Genomic DNA, 18,475 nt, shown 5'->3' on the forward strand with positions numbered 1-18,475 from the left:
ATGATCACATTTATTATATTATTACCATTGGTGTATTTCATACCGCCATTTGTTAGTTACAATTTAACGAGCGAACATTTACATGTCACAGTGATCTCAGTCTCTATTATAGTGCCGCTATTAACTTATATCTTGATCCCCCTGGTGATTAAAATAATAAATTTAATATCAAAAGTTAAACTATAAATCAGATAAATGTTCACTTAAACATTCATAAAAGCATTGAACACGAGCACTGTGCTTTAAATCTTTGTGATAAACAAACCACATAGCTTCTTGAGATTGGGGCAAGTCTATTGGTACTTTTACTAAGTTTTTAATCTGACTCGCTTGAAATACACTAACAGGACCAATTCCCATACCTTCAATTACTGCTTGGTTAACATCAGGAAAATGTGAGCTTTGAAAGATGATTTTATCTTTATTAATTTTATCTACAATATGACGAATAAAAGGGATCCTATATTTATCTGATGTAGGTAGCACCCAATAATGATCATTTAATTCATTCGATGATTGTGGCATGCCAAATCTATCTATATAAGATTGCGCTACATAATATTGCGTTGCTAATTTTGTTAAATTTTTAACGATTAAATCTGGTCCGTTTGGTTTTGGTCCTGCTCGTAATGAGATATGCGCCGCGCCAGATTCCAAAGGCACAATATCATCAGTAGAGAGTAGCTTTATTCTGATCCCAGGATATTTATCTCTAAATGTTTTTAAGGCAGGCGTTAACTGAGAAGAGAATGAACTTAAACTTGTGATCCTAAGCTCACCAGATATCTGACCTTCAACGTTATGAAGTTTATTTTCTAATCTTGCAAAATGCGCGATTAGATCAGGTAGTTCATCCATTAAAACACTGCCTGCATCAGTCAGCTGATAACCCCTTTGGTGTCTAATAAATAACTTAACTTCTAAGGCTTCCTCTAGCCTATTCACATGCCTTAAAACAGTCGCATGGTTAATTTCTAATGTTTTACCCGCCTGGTTTAAACTGCCATCTAAAGCAACTTGATAAGCAACTCTATAGTCATCCCAAGATATTCCTTTCATTATTAACTCTCTAGTTGTGCATATTTGCACAATAGTTTCGCATTTATTGATATTTTTTAACAGGTGGAATTAATCTAATATTCTTTTTAACGAAATGAGGAATAGAAAATGTTAAAGAATACAGAAACAGCTTATGGCTATATTTCAATCATAATGCATTGGTTAATGGCATTAATCATCTTTGGATTATTTGGCCTTGGATTATATATGGTTGAATTAAGCTATTACGATGCTTGGTACAAAGGTTCATTAGATTTGCATAAAAGTATCGGCATGATGCTGGTGGCGCTGTTATTAGCACGAGTATGTTGGACTGTATTTAATATTAAACCTAAATCAGCAGTGAATAATGCCAGTAAGTTAGAGGTTAAAGCAGCACATTTTGCACATATCGCTTTGTACATATTAATGACAGCTTTAATGCTCAGTGGTTATTTGATATCAACAGCTGATGGCAGAGATATCAGTGTATTTGGTTTGGTTTCTATTCCTGCATCTTCAATCGCTATGCAAAATCAAGAAGATATTGCTGGAAATATACACAATATTTTAGCTTGGAGTTTATTTTTGCTAGCTTCGGCTCATGGATTAGCAGCAGTTAAACATCACCTTATAAACAAAAACGATACTTTAAAGCGTATGTTAAAAGTATCGGCAGTAAGTCGTTAATAAATTATCAATATAGAAAGAATAATTAAGGTCAAGAAATGAAAAACAATATGATTTCAAAGTTAATATTAGCATCAAGCATTGCTTTAGCTTCATCAGTATTACCGATACAGGCAGCAGAATATAAAGTTGATGTAGAGGGCGCACATGCCTTTGTACAATTTAAAATAAAACATTTAGGTTATAGTTGGTTACTGGGTGAATTTAATACTTTTGATGGAAATTTTACTTATGATTCAAAAAAACCAAATCAAGCAAAAATAAATATCAAAATAGATACAAAAAGTTTAGATTCAAACCATGCAGAGCGTGATAAACACTTAAAGGGCAATGATTTTTTAAATGTTGATAAGTTTCCTAAAGCAAACTTTAAAAGTAAAGAGATTAAATTTTCTGATGAAACAAATGCGATAGTCACAGGAGACTTAACTTTAAAGGGTGTTACCAAAACAATTTCATTCCCGATCAGCAAAATTGGAGAAGGACAAGATCCATGGGGTGGCTATCGTGTGGGATTTTCGGGTAATACCAGTTTAAAATTAACTGATTACGGTATTAACTATAATTTAGGTCCGGCATCTACACATGTAGAAATGGCGCTACATATTGAAGGTGTGAGACTTTAGCTTATAACCAAACCAATTTAATATGCGTGTTTCAGGACTGCAGAGCAATTCATGCCCTAGGCGCATCGGTGTATTATTGGTTGCTCCCTTAAAAGAAGGTGAAACAACTAGCATGATTGGCTCAGTAGTCTCCGCAGAGTTGGTTTAGAATCGTTTTAGCGACGTTAGATGAATTTGAAATAGAGTAATTACATTCATCATCTTGCCTAAAGCATTTCTAACTCCAACTGAATCCAGTATCTTGAAGTGGCTTGGGTATATCATTACATCAAATCTTAAAAAGGCTTTCTTTAAAATAGAAAGCCTTTTTTTGTTCAATTTTAGCAAAAAGTCTTATATACATTATTGGTCAGTATTGCATGTATAATGCACAAACAGCGTTAAAATCGCGCATTTGTCATGATAGTTTGACTTAAATCCATGACCTTAGTGTTATTTTTTGATATGTTCTAAGGATAAATATATTAATCCTGATAAAAGGGTACAGTTAGTGCGTACGGATTTTTGGAAAAATACAGCTGCTTTTGGACTTAAAGATAATGCGGTAAACATATTATCTAATGCAGCAGATTATAAGACTCAAGTTTTAGAGCAGATCACAAAAGCAGAACACAGAATAATAATTACAGCACTTTACCTTGAAGATGATGACGCTGGACGCGAGATTTTATCCGCACTACACCAAGCTTCTTTAAATAAGCCAAACCTTAAAGTAACTGTTTTGGTTGATTATCATAGAGCCCGTCGTGGACGCATTGGCGAAAGTAAAAGTGAAGGCAATGCAAAACTTTATTGCGAATATAATGAAAAATACAATTCAAATGTAAAAGTATATGGCGTGCCAATTAAGGCAAGAGAGATCTTTGGTGTTTTGCATCTAAAAGGTTTAGTGTTTGATGATATTTTGCTTTATACAGGCGCAAGCATTAATGATGTTTATCTTCAGCAGCACGACCGATATAGACTCGACCGCTATTTTGTTTTAAATCAAAAGGGTATTTGTGACAGTATTGAATCATTTATGAATGAAATTATGCTTGTTTCTGATGCGACACCTCGAATTGATAGCAGACCTATTGCAGATTACAATGAAATTAAATTAGCGCATAAGCAGTTAATGCGAACTTTGAAGAAAACTAAATACAAAGAGCCAAGTGGTATTAATAAAAACTCACTTAATGCGAGAATGTTTTTAGGTTTTGGTCGCAGAGGCAATGATCTTAATAAATTAATTAAAAACTTATTTGATCAAACTAAAGAAGAGTTAGTGCTATATACGCCATATTTTAATTTTCCAGCACCTTTAATGCGCTCCTTAAGAAAATTATTAAAACATGGTAAAAAGGTAACAATCGTTGTTGGCGATAAAACTGCTAATGATTTTTATATTTCTCCAGAAAAACCGTTTAATACAATCGGTGGTTTGCCTTACCTTTATGAAACGATTTTACAAAAATTTCTTAAAAGTCAAAATAAGTATCTAGAGCAAGGTCTACTTAAAGTTTACCTTTGGAAAGATAACGATAACTCATTTCATTTGAAAGGTGTATGTTCAGATGGAAAGCGTCATTTATTATCAGGCCATAATTTAAACCCAAGAGCGTGGAGTTTAGATATTGAAAATGGCATTTTGTTAGATGATCCTAATAAAACATTAAAGCAAAGAATCGAAGATGAAAAAGCACAAGTTTTAAAGCACTGTACTCAAATTATGAATTTTGATGAACTTGAAACTATGCCTGATTATCCTGCGCCTGTACAAAAAATATTAGGTAAGATTAAAAGAGTGAAAGGTGATGTCATTCTTAAACGCTTTATTTAATAAGTTTATTTAGGTCATGGCATATTTTGAGGCTGCTATTATACTAGGCATGTTTCTAGCGATGATTATTATTATGAATAAAAAGGATAAGTAATAATACGAATTCCAATAAATATATGAACAATCTAAATGGTCTAAATATAAGCATAAAAAAAGCAGCTAATTAGCTGCTTTTTTTATTTTTGCGATAAACTATGCGTTTAAAGCATCTACTGGTGCAACATATTCCATGTTGAAACCTTCAGCAACTTCTTTATAAGTTACTTTTCCTTTATAAACATTTAAGCCTTCAAGGAAGTTAGCATCATCTAATAATGCTTGCTTATAACCTTTGTTTGCAAGATTAATGATATAAGGCAATGTTGCATTGTTAAGTGCAAATGTAGAAGTAAGTGGCACAGCACCTGGCATGTTAGCAACACAATAATGTACAACGTCATCAACAATGTACGTTGGCTCAGCGTGAGTTGTTGCTTTAGAAGTTTCAATACAACCACCTTGGTCAATTGCAACATCAACAATTGCAGAACCAGGCTTCATACGTTTAATGTGATCTGCAGTTACTAATTTAGGCGCTGCTGCGCCTGGAATTAATACACCACCTATCACTAAATCAGCTTCCAAAACATGCTTTTCTAACGCATCAGCAGTTGAGTAAATAGCTTTAACTTTATTACCAAACTGAGCGTCTAAACGACGAAGTACGTCAATGTTACGGTCTAAAATTACAACTTCAGCACCCATACCAATTGCCATTTGTGCAGCGTTGTTACCAACCATACCACCACCAATAACAACAACTTTAGCAGGTTCAACACCTGGTACGCCACCTAATAACATGCCACGACCTGCATTTGATTTCTCAAGTGCTTGTGCGCCTGCTTGGATAGACATACGACCAGCAACTTCAGACATAGGCGCAAGAAGTGGTAAACCACCACGGCCGTCAATAACAGTTTCGTATGCAATACAAATTGCTTTACTTTTAACTAGGTCTTCAGTTTGTGGCAGATCAGGTGCTAAGTGAAGGTAAGTGAATAAAATTTGATCTTCACGTAACATTGCACGTTCAACAGCTTGTGGCTCTTTTACTTTAACGATCATATCAGCTTGTGCAAAAACGTCAGCAGCAGTATTTAAAATCTCTGCACCTGCAGTTACATAATCTGCATCAGTAAAACCGATGCCCATACCTGCATTAGTTTCTACAAATACTTGGTGGCCGTGGTTAATAAGTTCACGAACACTACCTGGTACCATACCTACACGATACTCATGGTTTTTAATTTCTTTAGGAACACCGATAATCATAATAATTGCCTTTTTGAACGAGGTTATGTTTTATTCTATTGTATGCATAAATATATAGTTTTACTCACTGTTGTTTGTGTATAATTTAGTTTATTAAACTAAATTATTTTAATTGGTAGTGATTTATATGGTTTCTAGTAAGACGCTTTACACATTAGATCGAATTGATCATAAAATATTAGTCGAATTACAAAAAGATGGTCGACTTTCTAATGTAGAATTAGCTCGAAGAATCGGTTTAAGTGCCACGCCTTGTCTTGAAAGAGTAAAAAAACTTGAAAGGGATGGTTTTATAATGGGTTATAGAGCGGTGATTGATCCTGCTAAAGTGGGAGCTGCTTTATTAGTTTATGTTGAAATTACCTTAACCAAAACTTCTCCAGATGTATTTGAAGACTTTAGCCAAGCTGTAAAGCTCCATGATGAAATATTAGAATGCCATTTAGTATCAGGTAATTTCGATTTTTTACTTAAAACACGTGTTGCAGATATGTCCGCATATAGATTAGTGCTTGGCGATGTACTACTTAGATTACCTTCAGTGAGTGAAAGTCGTACATATGTTGTTATGGAAGAGGTCAAAAGTGATGAAATGTTACCACTAAAAGTAAATTCCTGATAAAGTTCAACATGAAAAAATATTTATATAATAATAAGCAAAGGATTTATTAATATGCGCCTAAATGGTGTGCAACGCTTACTTGAAACCGGTCTAATAATTAGTACCTTTTCTGCTATTTTCATTTTATGTGCTTTGGTTAGTTTTCACCCTGCAGATCCCTCTTGGTCACAAACAGGAGAATTTTCCCGAGTTAAAAATATAACAGGCTCGACTGGTGCATGGGTAGCTGACATTTTGTTATCTTGGTTCGGTTGGCTTGCTTTTCTAATACCCATTGCAATACAAGCTTTTGGTTATATTTTATTTAAGAAACCGCACAAAGTACTTCAGCTTGACTATTTTACACTAGGTTTGCGTGTAGTGGGTTTAGTTTTATTCATTACGACAGCAGCTGCAATTAGTAGTATTAATTTTGACAATTTATTTTATTCTTCATCTGATGGGATTTATTCCTCATCTGGTGGGGCGCATTTTTTATCTGGTGGATTAGTAGGGGATGTCATTGCAAATGCCATGATGCCAGCATTTAATTTCACTGGTACATCAATTTTTTTATTATGTTTCTTTTTTGCAGGTCTTACTTTATTAACTGGCGTTTCTTGGGTTCAATTTGTTGATGTGTTAGGTGAATACGCCGTTAAATTAGGTACATATTTACATCAGTTGCCACAAAAGTGGTTTGATAGTCGACAAGCAAAATCAGCACTTAATATGACTAAAAGCACTGCAGTTCAAATTGAGCCAGATGAATTGTTAAATGATCCCTTATTGGCAGAACCATCAGGGGCTGAATCAAAAGTGTCTGAGGCTAAATTTGCTGAAACTGAGTCTCCTCAAATAGAACATGCTCAAATAGACGAAACAGAATTTAATATAGAAATAGAATCTACAGAGCCGACACATAATACTGATAATGATTTTGAACCAATTAACGAGCCTGTATTAGACCATCATATTGAAGAGAACTTTGCACCTGTAGGCTCAGAATTTGATGATATTAACAGTATTTTAGATCAAGATATGAGCTTTAGTGCCATTGAAGATGAGCCAATTGATACTGCCAGTGCTTTAAACTCTTTAGATCAAAATGCTTATTCGCAAACACAAGACATAAGCGAACCGCTAGAAAGTGAAATTAGTGCACCTTTGGTACCTAAAGAAGTGGCTAAGCCAGTTATACCTATGCATTTGCAACCACAAACAGCAAAAGATAAATTTGAAGAGCTGTTGGCTGAAAAAACAAATAGCGCCAATATGCCACCATTACCGACTTTAGATTTATTGGATCGCCCAGATAAACAAAAGAATCCAATTTCTAAAGACGAACTTGAAGCGGTATCTCGTTTAGTAGAAGTAAAACTATTAGATTTTGGCATACAAGCTACAGTTGTAGGTGTGTATCCAGGTCCTGTAGTAACGCGTTTTGAACTGGATTTAGCGCCAGGTATCAAAGTCGCTAAAATAACAGGTTTGGCAAAAGATTTAGCCCGTGCTTTATCAGCAGTGAGTGTGCGTGTTGTAGAGGTTATACCGGGCAAAACTTATATTGGTTTAGAATTACCAAATAAACACCGTGAAATAGTACGTTTATCTGAAGTAATTGATGCAGAAAAATTCAGACAAAGTGCATCTCCATTAGCTATGGTGTTAGGTAAAGATATTGCAGGGCAACCAGTTGTGGTTGATCTTGGTAAAATGCCGCATTTATTAGTGGCAGGTACGACAGGTTCTGGTAAGTCTGTTGGTGTGAATGTAATGATCATCAGTTTACTGTATAAATCAGGTCCTGATGATGTGCGCTTAATCATGATAGATCCAAAAATGCTTGAACTTTCTGTTTACGAAGGCATTCCACATTTATTATGTGAAGTAGTCACCGATATGAAAGAAGCATCAAACGCATTGCGTTGGTGTGTGGGTGAAATGGAACGTCGTTATAAATTAATGTCGGCTCTGGGTGTACGTAACCTAAATGGTTATAACCAAAAAGTACTAGCGGCAAAAGAGTTAGGAATGCCGATAAAGGATCCTTTATTTAAAGATACTGATGGCATGGCTAATGAGCCTGAAGACTTAGATAAATTACCAAATATCGTGGTTGTGATAGATGAATTCGCAGACATGATGATGATAGTAGGTAAAAAAGTTGAAGAGCTAATTGCACGTATCGCACAAAAAGCACGTGCAGCGGGTATTCATTTAGTATTAGCAACACAAAGACCTTCAGTTGATGTCATTACAGGTTTAATTAAAGCGAACATCCCAACACGAATGGCTTTCCAAGTATCATCAAAAATAGATTCACGCACCATATTAGATCAACAAGGTGCTGAAAACTTACTCGGTATGGGTGATATGTTATACCTACCACCTGGCACAAGTGTACCAGTACGTGTTCATGGCGCATTCATTGACGATCATGAAGTACATGCTGTCGTTGATGATTGGAAAAAACGCGGTAAACCAAATTATATTGATGAAATATTAAATGGTGATGCGACAGAAGATATATTATTACCTGGTGAAGCGCCTGAAGGCGAAGATACTGAGCAAGACCCATTATATGATGAAGCAGTGAGCTTTGTGATAGAAGGGGGGAGAGTATCAATATCAAGCGTACAACGTAAACTCAGAGTTGGTTATAACAGAGCTGCACGTTTAGTTGAGCAAATGGAAGCATCAGGTATTGTTAGTGCCCCTGGTCATAATGGTGCGCGCGAGTTATTAGTACCTAACGCCAATGCCAATTAATTTATATGCTAACACCTTAGGTTATTAAGATTAATTTGTGCATTTTATATCGTCATTCCCGAATTGTTTTTATCGGTAATCTATAAATGCATAAAAAGATAGAACTTTGATAAAACATTTATAGATGACGCACTTAATACAGCACTTAGACAGGTCAATTTATTTAAATTGATCTGTTTGTTAAACTCAGGTTCAGTTTTGTTTCGTTATAACAAGATAAATAAAAGAATTTAGGTATTAAAAGAATGATAAAAAAAAGCATTTTAAGTTTAATGTTCACTATGAGCTTTTCAACATTAGCTGGTGATTTAGAACAATTACGTAGTCAGTTAAATCTATTAAATAGCTTCACAGCAAAATTTGAGCAAGTTGTAAAAGACGATCAAGGTGATGTATTGCAATCTGGCCAAGGTGAAATTGCTTTGCAGCAACCAAACAAAATCAGTTGGCAGCAAGAAGATACACTATTAATCTCGGATGGAGATAAAACCTATTATTTTGATAGTTTTGCTGAGCAGGTTTCTATATTTAAGTCAGAAAAATTAATTCAAAGCACGCCTTTTATATTGCTGACAAGCAATGATGAAAACCTTTGGCAGAAATACACAGTTAAAATGAATAAAGGTGCTTATACAGTAACTCCTAAGTCTTTAGAAAACGCACAAGTAAGTGCTCTTGTAATTCGTTTTGAAGATAAAACTAAAGGCCTAAAAGGACTAGAGATAAAAGATATTTCAGGGCAAACATCTTACTTTAATTTTAGCAATGCAACAGTAAATCCAGAACTTAAAGCAGAGATATTCAAATTTGATATCCCTGCTGGCGTTGAAGTAGACGACCAAACGGGTAACTAAATATAAGTGTCAAATTTTAATTTCGATTTTGCACCAGATGTGCGACCTCTCGCTGCAAGAATGCGCCCTGAGACCTTAGATGATTATTTCGGACAAGGTCATTTATTAGCACCTGATAAACCACTTTATCGCGCAATAATAGAAGGGCGATGCCACTCTTTAATTTTATGGGGTCCGCCGGGCGTTGGTAAAACAACGTTAGCAGAAATCATAGCACATCATGCGAATGCTAATTTAATTCGCATATCAGCAGTATCTGCGGGTGTTAAAGAAATAAGACAATCAGTACAAGATGCTAAAAGTCATTTAGCGTCTAACGGTCAACGCACATTATTATTTGTTGATGAAGTACACAGATTTAATAAATCTCAGCAAGATGCTTTTTTACCGCATATAGAAGATGGCACATTTATATTTGTTGGTGCAACCACAGAAAATCCCTCGTTTGCACTTAATAACGCAATACTATCTCGTGCGCGAGTATACGTGCTTAAATCTTTAACTGAGACAGATTTAACCGACGTATTAGCGCAAGCCCTTTCAAGTGATAAAGGCTTAGGTAAGCAAGCGTTTGATATTCCGGATAACGCTAAAAAAGCATTATGTTTAGCGGCCGATGGCGATGCTCGAAAACTCTTAAATTTGTTAGAGCAAGCAGCCGATTTAGCGATTGAAAAAGGGGATGTATCGTTAATCGATAAATCAGTCTTAGAGCAAATATTACCTAGTCATATTGCAAAATATGATAATGGCGGAGATGAATACTACGATTTAATCTCTGCGTTTCATAAATCAGTGCGTGGTTCAGCACCTGATGCTGCACTTTATTGGTATTGTAGAATATTAGCAGGCGGCGGAGATGCACTTTATGTTGCGCGACGTTTACTTGCAATTGCAACAGAAGACATAGGCAATGCTGATCCTCGTGCAATGCAAGTCGCATTAAATGCATGGGATATATATCAAAGAGTCGGGCCTGGTGAAGGCGAACGTGCCATTGCCCAAGCCACCTTATATTTAGCCAGTGCTGCAAAAAGCAATGCTGTATATATGGCCTTTAATCAAGCGAAGCAGCAAGCGAGTGAATTACCTAGCTTTCCAGTGCCAGAGCATTTAAGAAATGCTCCGACTGATTTAATGAAAGATTTAGGTTATGGCAGCGAATACCGATATGCACATGATGAGGCGGGCGCTTTTGCAGCAGGAGAAAATTATTTTCCAGAAGCATTAAAAGATACGCAATATTACCACCCAGTAGATCGTGGATTAGAGAAGAAAATAAAAGAAAAACTGGATTATTTAACAGCGTTAGATCAACAAAGCACACTTAAAAGATATGAATAAATAGTATGAGTTCATTCAAATTATACCTTTTTGTAGCCTTAGGCGGGGCCAGTGGTGCTTGCTTAAGGTTTTTTATTAGCGAAACCATGGTAAAACTACTGGGTAGGGGATTCCCTTTTGGCACTTTGGCGGTTAATATTCTGGGTTCGTTATTAATGGGTATTTTATTTGCCCTATTAGAAAAAGAATTCTTAGTTGGCAGCCCAGCTAAAACCATTCTTGGAATTGGCTTTTTAGGTGCGCTTACAACTTTCTCTACCTTTTCGTTAGATACCTTATTGCTTATACAGCAAGGAGATTGGCTAAAGGTAGCGTTAAATATCACATTAAATTTAGTCTGTTGTATCTTTGTTACTTGGTTAGGGATGCAATTAGTAATACAGTTTGTACAAAAATAGCACTTGTAGTGCCCAAAAGGTTAAAAGAAGAATATGTTAGATTCAAAATATTTACGTCAGGACATAAACGAAACAGCAGAGCGTTTAGCACAAAGGGGTTTTACGCTTGATGTTGATACAATTAATGCTTTAGAAGAAAGCCGTAAAGCACTACAAGTAAAAACCCAAGAATTACAAAGTGAGCGTAATACTCGTTCCAAGTCTATTGGCCAAGCCAAAGCACGTGGCGAAGACATTCAGCCATTACTTGAGTCAGTTGGTCAATTAGGTGCAGAACTTGATGCAGTAAAAGCTGAGCAAGATGAAGTTCTAGCTAAGTTAAAAGATATCGCACTAACGTTACCTAACTTACATGATGAGTCAGTACCTCAAGGTAAAGATGAAGACGAAAATGTTGAAATCTTAAAATGGGGCGAGCCAAAAGCATATGACTTTGAAGTAAAAGATCATGTTGATTTGGGTGAAGGTCTAGATAAAGGCTTAGACTTCGAAGCTGGCGTTAAATTAAGTGGTGCACGTTTCACTGTTATGCGTGGTCAAATGGCGCGATTACACCGTGCACTAGCGCAGTTTATGTTAGATACACATACACTAAAAAATGGTTATACAGAAATGTATGTGCCTTATTTAGTAAACAGAGACAGTTTATACGGCACAGGACAATTACCTAAATTTGCTGCTGATTTATTCCATACTGAAGCATTGGAAGATGATCAAAATACATTTAGCTTAATCCCTACTGCTGAAGTGCCTCTTACAAATCTTGCACGTGACGAGATTTTTGAAGAAGCAGAGCTACCTGTTAAATTAACTGCGCATACACCGTGTTTTAGAAGTGAAGCAGGTAGTTATGGTCGTGATACACGTGGCCTTATTCGTCAGCATCAATTTGATAAAGTAGAATTAGTACAGCTTGTTAAGCCTGAAGATTCAATTGAAGCATTAGAAGAGTTAACCGGTCACGCAGAGCAAATCTTACAAGCATTAGAATTACCTTACCGTAAAGTAATTTTATGTACTGGCGATATGGGTTTCGGTTCAAGCAAAACATACGACTTAGAAGTATGGTTACCAGCACAAGATACATATCGTGAGATCTCATCTTGTTCAACAATGAATGATTTCCAAGCACGTCGTATGCAAGCGCGTTTTAAACGTAAAGGCAGCAAAAAGCCAGAATTATTACATACATTAAATGGTTCTGGTTTAGCGGTAGGGCGTACACTTGTTGCAGTGCTTGAAAACTACCAACAAGCAGATGGTTCAGTTGTAGTACCAGAAGTACTTAAGCCATACATGGCAGGTATTGAAGTATTAGGTAAATAGTCAAACTTATTTAGGACTATCACCTGATTATAAAAAGGCCACTTAGGCCTTTTTTTGTGCCCAAAATATAAATGTATCGCTTAATTTTGTTACTTTGTCGATTACAAAATCCATTTATAAAAAATGCCCCTATAATTCATATATCACCTAGAAATAAGTTCTATTAATTGATTAATGTTGGTGCTATGTAGGTGTATATCTTAAGCCATTTTTGTAGGCGAGGGTTTACCCTTGCGGTGTTAATATAGAAGCCGGTGTTTAACTTCATAGCTAGAGATAGCTGTAGGCGGGAATTTATCCGCGCAGTATACACACTGTAGCCAAGAGAGCTTTAGATACATTGTAGGCGAGGGTGTACCCTTGCGGTGTTAACACCGTAACCTGTGCGTCAATGAACTTATGTGTAGGCAGTCTAAAATAGCATTTAGGTTTTGGGAAAATACGGGACTGAACTCCGGTCTACAAAGGTAATTTATAAACATTGTAGCCGGGGGGTCCGCGCAGTATTGACACTTAGGACATAGGAAGCGTCAAAGTGTCTTAGATCTAAAATAGTTGAAATTATAAATAGGAATAAACAATGACTGAGAAAAAAACAAGGATTAATGCAACTAACCTTGCTTTACGCTGGTTTTATAGATTATTAATTGTGTCATTATTATTAGTAGCGGCTTATGTTGGTTTTGAGGCGTTTACAACCGTATATAGTAATACTCATCAGGTTCAGCAGAGTTAAAATAAACATATAATTGGATAAGAAACTTTTACAATAAAATATTTCCGATTTATCGGTTAAAGTTACCGGAAACATTTTATTTAAGGCTATAAATATTAAATACACCTAGCTGGTTTTGGCAAACCCGCAATTTTAGTTGCTTGCTTAGCAGGACCTTTAGGAAATAATGTATAAAGATAAATGCTGTTGCCCTTGTCTTCACCTAACTTTTTAGCCATCGCCTTAACTAGCATTCTAATCGCTGGACTAGTATTAAACTCTTCGTAAAAATCACGTACAAAATGCACAACTTCCCAATGTGATTCACTTAATTCAATATTTTCTTCTTGAGCAATTACTAGGGCTAGCTCTTTACTCCAATCACTTGGGTTAAGTAAATAACCTTGTTTGTCTGTTTCAATTTCTTTTTGATTAAATTCAATCATATTACCAACTTAATGTATTCTTATATTCTAGGGTTAATTCTACCCATTTCTCATAACCTATGACGCTTATCGATTTATTACTTATACCTCGCGCTTCACAATCAGCTTGCAGTGCTATAACTGTATTTAAATCTATATATGGTGCTAATAATGAATAACAAGCATCACGGGTGAACAGGACGCAGTCTGTGTCATTCTTTAAATCTAGTAACTCTTGGAATTGGGTTTGTGTAACAGGCTTAGATAAAATATGTAAAGTTGCATTCGTATGTGTTAAATCAGTCATTACATTGTCACCAAATGATCGTTAGCATTTAAAATAGTTTTTATTTGGTTATTATCTAAAAGTTCACACGATAAATGTAGGCTATTTATATCAATACCTCTTAATTCAAGGGATTTCTTACAAGCATATATGTTTTCAACGTCGTATAGCTCAAGCATTTTTAACGTTTTAAAGTAATCTTTTAAATTTACTAAAGCAGGGTTTTGATTTTCATGTAGGCAAAATACGGCATCATCTTTAAATAAAATACTGACATTTTGATCAATAGCAGCAAAAATAAGTGCAGTATCGAGTGCTTCTCTACATTTAACCCCGTCAAATGGACTAGAGGTTTGTATCACTAAAATATTTTTCATATCCATTACCTTATTTAAACTGGATCCACTTATCAGCTTTTGCCACCGACATAGCAAACTCAGCTAAGCCAGCAACGGTAAATGGGCCTGTATTTTTAACATCTAAACCACGCTTTTCTGCTGCTGTAATACACAATAATAAAGGTGTTTTTGCATCATCTACAAAGGATTGCCATTGTTCATTGAGTTGGACTTCATCTTTTGCAATTACAAAATGCTCGCTTGCATGCCAAATCGCTTCTTGATATAAAAAAATTGCATCTATGGCATGCCCAGCACTGAGTGCTGCTTTAGCAAAGTTTAATAAAGACAAACACGCATCGCTGTCACTAGGTGATGCATGTAAAGATAAAACAAAATTAGCCACATTATCCTCATGAATTTTAGTTATAAAAAAGCCCCGCTAATTTGCGAGGCTTTTATTATACGTGAAATAACTCACTTAAAGCATGTTATTAATCGTCTGACATGCCTAATAAAGCTAAAATAGACGTGAATAAGTTATAAATGTTTAAGTATAAACCTACTGTTGCACGTATATAGTTAGTTTCGCCACCGTTGATGATACGGCTAGTATCAAACAAGATAAAACCAGACATAATCAATACTACAGCAGCGTTAATAACCATAAATGTTATTGAGCTACCGATAAAGATATTTACGATACTCGCAACGATTACCACTAATAAGCCAACTGTTAAAAAACCACCCATAAACGAGAAGTCTTTTTTAGTTGTAAGTGCATAAGCGGATAAACCAAAGAATACGAGTGCAGTAGAACCTAGTGCTTGCATAATAAGCATAGGGCCGCCCGGCATACCAGCATAATGATTAAGCATAGGACCTAAGCCTAAACCCATACAACCAGTAAAAGCGAATATCCAAAAGATACCAGATGAAGAGTCAGCTTTTTTGTTTACAACAAAAATTAAGCCAAATGAAATTAAAGTGAAAACTAATCCCATAATACGTGGAAATGCTAAAGCCATAGAAATGCCTGCTGTTACAGCACTTGCTAATAATGTCATGCCTAGTAGCATGTAAGTATTTCTCAATACTTTGTTTGTTTCTAATACGCTGCTTGCTGGAGCGCTATTAGTATATGATTGATTCATAAGGACTTCCCCAAAATAACTAAAAATTAAATTATATTAATATAGATAATAACAGGTTAGATACGATTTTAAAGCTTTCGTTCAGTCTTCTAATAACTTTTAACGATAAAGAATGTAAATTTAACTTAAGTTTATGAAAAGTTTAATTAATAAAGGTGTGTTTTTACAGTTAAATAACAAATTTATTTTTTAGGTTTAATAACCCAGTTTCAATATATTTTGCCTAAATTATATGTAATTATGAAATGGTATGTTTGCAATACATGAAAGTAATATTGGACTTGTTTTTAAACTATAAACGCATTGTTTAGATATAATTTCTATATTACTTAATTGGTTGATATAAATAATTTAATTTCAGAATTAGATTTATATATCATTAAAGAGAATAAAGAACTAAAATACTTAAGAATTAAAATATCAGCATACAATGTACTTACATTGAAATCGTACAAAATACATATCTGTTTCATTTTACATTCCTTAATATAGATAACTGTCTGATGAACCTCTAATATCATACATATATTTAGATAAAACGTACTCTGAAACCTTATCACTTATTTAAACTCGTAAACGAATGGCTTAGCTAGCTACAATGAAAGGGTATTTTTACTTATGATGCAGTTTGGATTTAAAAAACTATTACTTATTTCGATCGCTATTTTGGTCGGAATGTCGGTATCTTTAACGAGCTACTTTTCATATGTTAAAGAAGAGGAAGCATTAACAGCTCTTGTCATCAGAGAAAATACTGAATTTGTTCAACAACAAGCAAAAATTATAGAAAAACAATTAAATGAAAAGGCACTTGGCTTATCTAGGATCGCGTCTTTATATAATGACCAACGAGAAATAGGCACAACTGAAGATTTTATTAAACTGACAAATACAATTGCTTTTGCAATGAATTTGAACAGTTCTGCAATTGGGTTTGAAAGTGGTGTAGGTTATTGGAATCAAAGTAGTGAGGTATGGCCTAATCATATATTTGCAGGAGATGTACGTGAGGAGTCATATTATAAATTAGCACGCAATAGCTCCGGTGCTGCAGTAACTGAGCCATACTTTGATTCAATCGATTATTGGATCAGTATCGTTCATAGTATTAAAAACGGTATCATTACTGTTGATATGAAATTGGATTTTTTGAATGAGCTCGTAAGTGAGTCATCTCAAATCCCAGGTGCTGTCGCATTGATTTTAAATCATGATACAACCGTTCTGGCTTCAACAAGTGAAAATGTTGAAACAAAGAAATTAGCATCTGACTATCATTGGTTTAAAGGCGCTGTGTTAAATGCAGTCACCAAAAATAATAGTATACAAACATATCAAGTAGATGGCGTAGAAAAATTATTATTTTCACATAGAGTAAAAATAGCAGATAAAAATTGGTATTACACCTTAAGCCTAGATACAGAAGTAGCCTATGCCAGTCTTACAAAAGCTAAAACAAGCGCATTTATTAGTACGCTTGTTGCTACACTTATTAGCGTTGGCTTTGTTTTTATTTTATTACAAATACTTTATCGTCCAATATTAGTGTTAAAAGAAACAATAATGGCACTTTCGCAAGGGAATGGTGATTTAACACAAAGGCTTAAAATAGAAACAAATGATGATTTAGGCGAAATTTCCGAAGGTGTAAATCAATTTATAGCCAGTTTACAAACAATGATATTAGAAATTAAACGAGAAACTGAAGCGTTAAACGGTAATGTTTATAAATTAAAAGAGCAATCTGAAGCTAATACAATAATTCTTGATGGCCATGTGCAAGAAACCGAGCAGGTTGTAACAGCAATAGAAGAAATGAATGCAACAGCTGAATCAATGGCACAAGACATTGCTAATGCCGCGCAGCTTACCGATAGCGCTAACAATGCAGGGCGAGACTCAAAAGGTACTGCAATTCAGGCGCAGGGCACTATATCAGAATTAGTCTCTGACGTTGAAAATTCAGTGCAAAGTGTGAGCGAGATGAGCAAAGAAACCGACGGTATTAATTCAATATTAAGTGTCATTGGTGGGATTGCAGATCAAACTAATTTATTAGCCCTAAATGCAGCAATTGAAGCTGCTAGAGCTGGAGAACAAGGCCGAGGCTTTGCTGTTGTAGCAGATGAAGTTAGAAGTCTGGCAAGTCGGACAAAATCAAGTACAGATGAAATTGAAAGTGCACTTGCAAGTTTATTAAAAGGTAATCAAACAGTAGTTGATTCGATGAGTATAACTAAAGGTCGCTGCCAACAAGCTGCAACAGGTGCAGGTGAAGTGTCAGAGAGTTTAGATACTATGACAGGTATTGTTTCTGAAATTAATGATTTGAGTACACAAGTCGCAGCCGCAGCTGAAGAGCAAAGCAATGTAACACATGAAGTGAGTAAAAACATGGTTGCCATTAACTCAATAGTTGGAAAATTAGATTCAAATGGTAAACAAGCGGTAGAAGAAATTAATAGCATTGATGATATAAACCACCGATTGACTGCCATTATAAGTAAATTTAAAGTTTAATGAAAAAGAAACTTTTAGAGCCGACTTTAATAAGTCGGCTTTTTTATTTGTAAATGTTAATTATTTTATTAAATACTTCTTAAGCGAACAGCATAAAACCTAGATTATTTAATCGAATGAAAAAACATCACAAACGATAGATATTTAAACGAATTAACTGTTTTTTAGGCACTTAAACAAAAAAGTAAAAAAAAGACTTCACAAACACCCATTAGTTTAATAATATTCGCGCCGCTGCGGAGAGATGGCAGAGTG

General features: G+C 35.1%; 18 protein-coding genes. 11 read left to right on the top strand and 7 right to left on the bottom strand.

The window, feature by feature from the left end; translation table 11 throughout:
• Positions 1-180: 180 nt before the first annotated feature.
• Positions 181-1,059 (bottom strand): LysR family transcriptional regulator, encoded by an 879-nt coding sequence (locus KO527_RS10605; RefSeq protein WP_216040281.1) that lies wholly within the window; start codon positions 1,057-1,059, stop codon positions 181-183.
• A gap of 108 nt (positions 1,060-1,167) precedes the next feature.
• Here KO527_RS10605 and KO527_RS10610 point away from each other — a divergent pair, with 108 nt between their 5' ends.
• The 3 genes from KO527_RS10610 (at position 1,168) to pssA (ending at position 4,176) form a co-directional block, all read left to right on the top strand.
• On the top strand, positions 1,168-1,728 hold the full coding sequence (locus KO527_RS10610) for a cytochrome b (protein WP_216040282.1): 561 nt from the start codon (positions 1,168-1,170) through the stop codon (positions 1,726-1,728).
• 38 nt (positions 1,729-1,766) lie between these two features.
• Entirely contained in the window at positions 1,767-2,354 is a 588-nt protein-coding gene (locus KO527_RS10615) for a YceI family protein (protein ID WP_216040283.1), read from the top strand.
• 490 nt (positions 2,355-2,844) lie between these two features.
• Positions 2,845-4,176: a CDP-diacylglycerol--serine O-phosphatidyltransferase gene (pssA, locus tag KO527_RS10620; RefSeq protein ID WP_216040284.1), complete on the top strand. Its 1,332-nt coding sequence runs from the start codon at positions 2,845-2,847 to the stop codon at positions 4,174-4,176.
• A 192-nt stretch (positions 4,177-4,368) separates the two neighbouring features.
• On the opposite strand, the gene ald is transcribed toward pssA, so the two are convergent.
• Positions 4,369-5,487 (bottom strand): alanine dehydrogenase, encoded by a 1,119-nt coding sequence (gene ald, locus KO527_RS10625; RefSeq protein WP_216040285.1) that lies wholly within the window; start codon positions 5,485-5,487, stop codon positions 4,369-4,371.
• A 127-nt stretch (positions 5,488-5,614) separates the two neighbouring features.
• On the opposite strand from ald, the gene lrp reads away from it, so the two are divergent.
• The 7 genes from lrp to KO527_RS10660 all read left to right on the top strand — a co-directional run bounded on the left by lrp (position 5,615) and on the right by KO527_RS10660 (position 13,518).
• Positions 5,615-6,106: a leucine-responsive transcriptional regulator Lrp gene (gene lrp, locus KO527_RS10630; protein ID WP_216040286.1), complete on the top strand. Its 492-nt coding sequence runs from the start codon at positions 5,615-5,617 to the stop codon at positions 6,104-6,106.
• Positions 6,107-6,160: 54 nt separating this feature from the next.
• Entirely contained in the window at positions 6,161-8,860 is a 2,700-nt protein-coding gene (locus KO527_RS10635) for a DNA translocase FtsK (RefSeq protein ID WP_216040287.1), read from the top strand.
• A 245-nt stretch (positions 8,861-9,105) separates the two neighbouring features.
• Positions 9,106-9,714, top strand: a complete 609-nt coding sequence (lolA, locus tag KO527_RS10640) for an outer membrane lipoprotein chaperone LolA (RefSeq protein WP_216040288.1) — start codon at positions 9,106-9,108, stop codon at positions 9,712-9,714.
• Between the two features lie 6 nt (positions 9,715-9,720).
• On the top strand, positions 9,721-11,058 hold the full coding sequence (locus KO527_RS10645) for a replication-associated recombination protein A (protein WP_216040289.1): 1,338 nt from the start codon (positions 9,721-9,723) through the stop codon (positions 11,056-11,058).
• Between the two features lie 5 nt (positions 11,059-11,063).
• Entirely contained in the window at positions 11,064-11,456 is a 393-nt protein-coding gene (crcB, locus tag KO527_RS10650) for a fluoride efflux transporter CrcB (protein ID WP_216040290.1), read from the top strand.
• A 33-nt stretch (positions 11,457-11,489) separates the two neighbouring features.
• Entirely contained in the window at positions 11,490-12,782 is a 1,293-nt protein-coding gene (gene serS / locus KO527_RS10655; RefSeq protein ID WP_216040291.1) for a serine--tRNA ligase, read from the top strand.
• A 580-nt stretch (positions 12,783-13,362) separates the two neighbouring features.
• A complete protein-coding gene (locus KO527_RS10660; protein WP_216040292.1) occupies positions 13,363-13,518 on the top strand; it encodes a hypothetical protein in 156 nt (51 codons plus the stop codon).
• A gap of 95 nt (positions 13,519-13,613) precedes the next feature.
• Here the strand turns inward: KO527_RS10660 and KO527_RS10665 are convergent, their stop codons facing one another.
• From KO527_RS10665 to KO527_RS10685, 5 genes are all read right to left on the bottom strand, one after another.
• Positions 13,614-13,943, bottom strand: coding sequence for a TusE/DsrC/DsvC family sulfur relay protein (locus KO527_RS10665; RefSeq protein WP_216040293.1), 330 nt, complete (start codon positions 13,941-13,943; stop codon positions 13,614-13,616).
• 1 nt (position 13,944) lies between these two features.
• Complete coding sequence (tusB, locus tag KO527_RS10670) at positions 13,945-14,229, bottom strand: sulfurtransferase complex subunit TusB (protein WP_216040294.1); 285 nt, start codon at positions 14,227-14,229, stop codon at positions 13,945-13,947.
• Positions 14,229-14,585: a sulfurtransferase complex subunit TusC gene (gene tusC / locus KO527_RS10675; protein WP_216040295.1), complete on the bottom strand. Its 357-nt coding sequence runs from the start codon at positions 14,583-14,585 to the stop codon at positions 14,229-14,231. The genes tusB and tusC overlap by 1 nt, the downstream gene beginning before the upstream one ends.
• A gap of 10 nt (positions 14,586-14,595) precedes the next feature.
• Positions 14,596-14,952, bottom strand: coding sequence for a sulfurtransferase complex subunit TusD (gene tusD / locus KO527_RS10680; RefSeq protein ID WP_216040296.1), 357 nt, complete (start codon positions 14,950-14,952; stop codon positions 14,596-14,598).
• Positions 14,953-15,040: 88 nt separating this feature from the next.
• Positions 15,041-15,700 (bottom strand): Bax inhibitor-1/YccA family protein, encoded by a 660-nt coding sequence (locus KO527_RS10685; RefSeq protein ID WP_216040297.1) that lies wholly within the window; start codon positions 15,698-15,700, stop codon positions 15,041-15,043.
• Positions 15,701-16,318: 618 nt separating this feature from the next.
• Between KO527_RS10685 and KO527_RS10690 the strand changes: the two genes are divergently transcribed.
• On the top strand, positions 16,319-18,220 hold the full coding sequence (locus KO527_RS10690) for a methyl-accepting chemotaxis protein (RefSeq protein WP_216040298.1): 1,902 nt from the start codon (positions 16,319-16,321) through the stop codon (positions 18,218-18,220).
• Positions 18,221-18,475: the final 255 nt, after the last annotated feature.

Origin of the sequence: Pseudoalteromonas sp. C2R02 (assembly GCF_018860845.1) — a bacterium.
Lineage (GTDB): Bacteria > Pseudomonadota > Gammaproteobacteria > Enterobacterales > Alteromonadaceae > Pseudoalteromonas.